This window comes from Shewanella sp. cp20, from assembly GCF_000832025.1.
Lineage (GTDB): Bacteria > Pseudomonadota > Gammaproteobacteria > Enterobacterales > Shewanellaceae > Shewanella.
The window spans coordinates 1-5,302 of record NZ_JPII01000032.1 but is presented as its reverse complement, the minus strand read 5'-3'; the positions used below and the strand labels follow the sequence as shown (position 1 = coordinate 5,302).

General features: G+C 49.8%; 4 protein-coding genes, 3 tRNA genes and 1 rRNA gene. 7 read left to right on the top strand and 1 reads right to left on the bottom strand.

Features of this window, described 5'->3' with window-relative positions; all coding sequences use genetic code 11:
- Positions 1-201 precede the first annotated feature (201 nt).
- The 3 genes from rrf to birA all read left to right on the top strand — a co-directional run bounded on the left by rrf (position 202) and on the right by birA (position 2,929).
- Positions 202-317 (top strand): 5S ribosomal RNA (gene rrf, locus DB48_RS13165).
- Between the two features lie 619 nt (positions 318-936).
- Positions 937-1,977, top strand: a complete 1,041-nt coding sequence (murB, locus tag DB48_RS13160) for a UDP-N-acetylmuramate dehydrogenase (protein WP_041510719.1) — start codon at positions 937-939, stop codon at positions 1,975-1,977.
- Entirely contained in the window at positions 1,970-2,929 is a 960-nt protein-coding gene (gene birA / locus DB48_RS13155; protein ID WP_041510718.1) for a bifunctional biotin--[acetyl-CoA-carboxylase] ligase/biotin operon repressor BirA, read from the top strand. The genes murB and birA overlap by 8 nt, the downstream gene beginning before the upstream one ends.
- A gap of 52 nt (positions 2,930-2,981) precedes the next feature.
- Here birA and coaA read toward each other — a convergent pair whose 3' ends face one another.
- A complete protein-coding gene (gene coaA / locus DB48_RS13150) occupies positions 2,982-3,932 on the bottom strand; it encodes a type I pantothenate kinase (RefSeq protein ID WP_041510717.1) in 951 nt (316 codons plus the stop codon).
- A gap of 235 nt (positions 3,933-4,167) precedes the next feature.
- On the opposite strand from coaA, the gene DB48_RS13145 reads away from it, so the two are divergent.
- From DB48_RS13145 to DB48_RS13130, 4 genes are all read left to right on the top strand, one after another.
- A tRNA-Thr gene (locus tag DB48_RS13145) sits at positions 4,168-4,243 on the top strand.
- A 7-nt stretch (positions 4,244-4,250) separates the two neighbouring features.
- Positions 4,251-4,335, top strand: a tRNA-Tyr gene (locus DB48_RS13140).
- Between the two features lie 36 nt (positions 4,336-4,371).
- A tRNA-Gly gene (locus DB48_RS13135) sits at positions 4,372-4,445 on the top strand.
- Positions 4,446-4,634: 189 nt separating this feature from the next.
- Positions 4,635-5,302 (top strand): GTP-binding protein (locus DB48_RS13130; RefSeq protein WP_041510716.1); only part of this gene is annotated, 668 nt, incomplete at its 3' end.

Genomic DNA, 5,302 nt, shown 5'->3' with positions numbered 1-5,302 from the left:
CTAGGACGTTGATAGGCAGGGTGTGTAAGCGTTGTGAGGCGTTGAGCTAACCTGTACTAATGACTCGTGAGGCTTAACCATACAACCCAAAAGGGTTTCGTACGATGGTTACTGAATCAAAAGAATACAAAAGTACTTGATTGAAGTGCGAACTCAGATTGACTCTTAGATAGAGTACAGCTTTTCGAATTTACAATTTTGTCTGGAAACCATAGCATTGTGGTCCCACCTGATCCCATCCCGAACTCAGAAGTGAAACGCAATCGCGCCGATGGTAGTGTGGGGTCTCCCCATGTGAGAGTAGGTCATTTCCAGGCGCCTAATAAAGTGAAGAAGCCACCTGAATAAGGTGGCTTTTTTGCGTTGAGGGTTTATGAAATTATCGACGCTTTATCTCAAAACCTCCTTCATTAAAGTCGGGTGGTTTATTCACTTATGTAGGCATGAATACTTACCCTCGACGTCAGCCGAAAAATGCTCCTTCAATATCGACACTTCCGCCATCCATGGCGGTCGTCCACCGCTGAGCGGGCTCCCCAGCTCGCAGCCTAGCTGCTACGCGCTACAGCCATCCATCAAGCTTAGCTTGATAAGCGGATGCCTTTCGCCCCCATGTGAGGTGAGTGTTGTAGCAGTATCTGATTTTTCCTGGAGGCTGGCCATGATAGGCGCCTATTATCTCTGTCGACGTCGGTCTTTAAACTCTCATTACTATTCCTGCCTTACTCTATCTCTTAATGTCTATAGTGCCTTATAGCTCACAAGCACAGTTCAAGATGCAAGTTTGCACTCTGTGAACTCCCCTGGTCGCAATCTGTAACTATCCATATAAGAATCTTGCGATCCCGTAAGATTAATCTTTGTTGGGATTTAGGCCGGAGGAGCCAGATACGTTACAATGGCTTTTTTACAGATTGGCAAACATACGCTTCCTCTATGGACTCTAAGATCACAGATTCTTTAACGCAATTTAATACCCTTGGCCTCGAGGCTGATTGCTTTCGTTTGGTAAGAGCAAGGCAGGAGGCCGAGCTTATTGCCATTTGCTTGCAGACATTCAAAGCGCAGGAGCCCCTTTTGCTCATTGGCGGTGGTAGCAACATTGTCTTGACCGAAACCTTCCAGGGCACAGCGGTTTTAGTGGAGACCAAAGGGATAGAGGTGAGCCAGGATGACAAACATTATTACCTCAAGGTTGAGGCTGGCGAGGTGTGGCATGAACTCATCCAGTTCTGTCTCGAACAGAATATGCCTGGTCTCGAGAATCTCGCGCTTATTCCCGGCTCAGTTGGCGCTGCGCCCATTCAAAATATAGGTGCCTATGGTGCGGAGCTGGCGCAATTTTGTGATTGGGTCGAATACTTAGATTTGCCTAGCGGTGAGATAAAGCGGCTTAAGGGCAGCGATTGCGAATTCGCTTACCGAGAGTCTATTTTCAAAAATACCTTGAAGCGTCGCGCCGTGATTCTGAGGGTTGGCCTAGTGTTGCCCAAGGCGTGGCAGCCCAACCTGAGTTACGGGCCACTGCAAGAATTGAGTGAACGTGAGCAAGGGGTGACACCGCAAGAGGTGTTCGACTGTATCTGTGACACACGTATGGCAAAACTGCCCGATCCTGCCGTATTAGGTAACGTGGGTAGCTTCTTCAAAAATCCTGTGGTTAGTCAGCAAACATTCGAGCGGCTTCAGCAGCAATATGCCGACATAGTGGGCTATCTCCTGGAGGATTCACAGGTTAAGTTGGCGGCTGGCTGGTTGATTGACAGAGCAGGGCTGAAGGGAGAGTCTGTCGGCAATGCCTCGATTCACCTTAAACAGGCGTTGGTTATCGTCAACAAGGGGGGCTGCAGCGGCCAGGAGGTGTGTGACCTGGCTAGGCTCGTGATAGATAGGATATTCGATGATTTTGGCGTAAGGTTAGAGGTCGAACCTAGGATCATAGGTGCAACCGGACAGAAGGAATTAGCAGATGCATGATCAGTGGGCCCGTCGCCGGGAGATTATTCGCTTGTTGAGCCAGGGGCAGTTCGTATCGGGCGAGGCGCTGGCCAGTAAACTCGGTATATCTCGGGCGGCGGTGAGCAAACAGGTGGCCAACTTAGAGGAGTTTGGTGTCGATATCTATAGTGTCAAAGGCAAGGGCTATAAGTTAGCCACGCCTATCTCACTTATCGATGAGGCGGCGCTTAAGGCTTCGATAAAGAACCGTTGTTTCTACTTCAATGAGATAAATAGTACCAACGGATTCTTGCTTGAACATGTGAAGGACCTCTGCAGCGGTGATATCTGCGTGGCCGAGTACCAGTCTGCCGGGCGAGGACGCCGTGGACGTCATTGGGTATCTCCCTATGGCTGTCATCTCTATACCTCCTTCTATTGGCAGTTTTCTCAGGGCATGGCTCAGGCGATGGGCCTAAGCCTAGTGGTCGGCTGCTCATTAGTGACTGTGCTTCGCTCCCTAGGCGTAGAGGGCATTGGCGTTAAGTGGCCCAACGACATCTATCTCAACCGTAAGAAGCTCGCGGGCATACTGATCGAGATGAGTGGTCAGGCCGACAGCGTATGTGACCTAGTCATTGGCATTGGTATTAACCTTTCTATGTCGCCGGCGCAGGCGGATAAGATAGATCAGCCTTGGAGCGATCTGTCTGAGCTGGCACAGCTGCCGGATAAGACGGAGTTGATGATCGCCCTGCAACGCCAGTTGGTTACCGATCTCGAACTGTTTCAACGAGAGGGGCTTAAGGCGTTCCAGGCAAGGTGGCGTGAGGCCGATTTATTCGACGGTGAGCCTATCAAGTTGCTGATGGGCGAGAATAGCGTCGAGGGGATCTGCTGCGGTATCGACGAGCAAGGGGCGATATTGCTCAAGACGGAGGAGGGCACTAAGGCTTTCGTCGGTGGCGAGATATCCATGCGTCCAGCATAACAAAACGGCCATCAGTTGATGGCCGTTTGTTTTATAGTGATTAAGTGCCTCGCTACTTACGCATTAGCACCTGGTGCATCATATGATCTGTCCCCTTACGCAAGATGAGGTGTGCCCTGTCCCGGGTGGGCAGAATATTCAGGTTCAGGTTAGGGCCGTTGATGCTGTCCCAGATATTCGCGGCTATCTTAGTGGCCTCATCATCGCTCAACTCCGAGTAGTGATGGAAATAGGAGTTAGGATCGCTAAAGGCGCCGGTGCGGAACTTGAGGAAGCGGGAGATATACCACTCTTTTAACAGCGGCTCTTCGGCATCGACATAGATGGAGAAGTCAACAAAGTCGGACACGAAGGGTTGCTGTATGGCGACATGGGTGTCTTGCCCCGTCTGCAGCACATTGAGCCCCTCGATGATCAAAATGTCGGGCTGTTCTATCGCCTGTTGGGTATCGGCCACCCTGTCGTAACTGATATGGGAATAGATAGGCGCATGCACCAGACTCTCACCGGCCTTTATCTTAGAGATAAACTCGACCAGCAATTTCATATCATAGCTTTCTGGAAAGCCTTTACGTTGTAGCAGTCCACGGCGCTTCAGCTCAGATAGGGGATAGAGAAAACCGTCTGTGGTGACCAGGTCGACCTTGGGGTGTTCGGGCCACTGACGCAACAAGGCCTGCAGGATACGCGCCGTCGTACTCTTACCCACGGCAACACTGCCGGCAATGCTAATAATGTAGGGACGCTTGGGCGGCACGCGACCGAGAAACTGATTCAATACCAGTCCTCTCTGCTGCTTGGCGCCGACGATCAGATTAAGCAGGCGGCTCAGGGGCAGATAGATGTCGGTCACTTCATCGAGAGAGATAGATTCGTTGATGCCGCGTAGATCATCGAGATCGGATTCGCTGAGTGTTAAAGGTACAGATTTTCGCAGCTCGGCCCACTGTTGGCGGGCAAATGCGAGATAGAGTGCATTATGAATTTGGTTGTCGGCGTGCATGAATGAAATCTCCCCTTAGGCAAGGCACAGTACACCATAGACTCAAGCGGAACAACATCAAAAACACGATTACATAATGGCTGATTAAGCGGTTCGAGATTTATGGGTAAATAGTGCACTTTCTGAGGCTTGCGTGGCGGAAAAAACGTCGTTTAGGCGATTTTTTTGCAGATTTTTAAAAATAGGTATTGCACTTGTGCTCACGATTACCTAATATCCGCTACCGAAATGACACGCCGGCATAGCTCAGTTGGTAGAGCAACTGACTTGTAATCAGTAGGTCCCGAGTTCGACTCTTGGTGCCGGCACCATTTCTCTGGAGGGGTTCCCGAGTGGCCAAAGGGATCAGACTGTAAATCTGACGGCTCAGCCTTCGAAGGTTCGAATCCTTCTCCCTCCACCATTTTTCTAGGTAGTTAGGTAACCTTAGTTAGGTTGCGCGGATGTCGTATAATGGTATTACTCCAGCCTTCCAAGCTGATAACGCGGGTTCGATTCCCGCCATCCGCTCCAATTTTCGCTGATTGTGCCCGTATCTATGAGCCAGCCCAACAGGGTCCCGTTCACGATAAACTGCCTTCAGCCTTCCCAACTAAGCTTCCGTAATTATCTTAATTAAATCGATTCGATGACATTATAGGCATCGGATTTTTTGTTGTATGTAGATTTCATCACCAAGTATCTCTTAATTGGGGCAATACCATGGCTAAAGAAAAATTTGAACGTAGCAAACCTCACGTAAACGTGGGCACCATCGGTCACGTTGACCATGGTAAAACAACTCTTACAGCTGCTATCTCTCACGTACTGACTAAGACGTACGGTGGTGAAGCTAAAGATTTCGCACAGATCGATAACGCTCCAGAAGAGCGTGAGCGCGGTATTACCATCAATACCTCTCACATCGAGTACGATACTCCAACTCGTCACTACGCACACGTAGACTGCCCAGGCCACGCTGACTATGTTAAAAACATGATCACTGGTGCTGCACAGATGGACGGTGCTATCCTAGTAGTAGCTTCTACTGACGGTCCAATGCCACAGACTCGTGAGCACATCCTGCTTTCTCGTCAGGTAGGTGTACCTTTCATCATCGTATTCATGAACAAGTGTGACATGGTTGACGATGAAGAGCTGCTAGAACTAGTAGAGATGGAAGTTCGTGAACTACTATCTGAGTACGACTTCCCAGGTGATGACCTACCAGTTATCCAGGGTTCTGCTCTGAAAGCCCTAGAAGGCGAGCCAGAGTGGGAAGCTAAGATCATTGAACTAGCTGAAGCACTAGACACTTACATCCCAGAGCCAGAGCGTGCTATCGACGGTGCATTCATTCTGCCAATCGAAGACGTATTCTCAATCTCAGG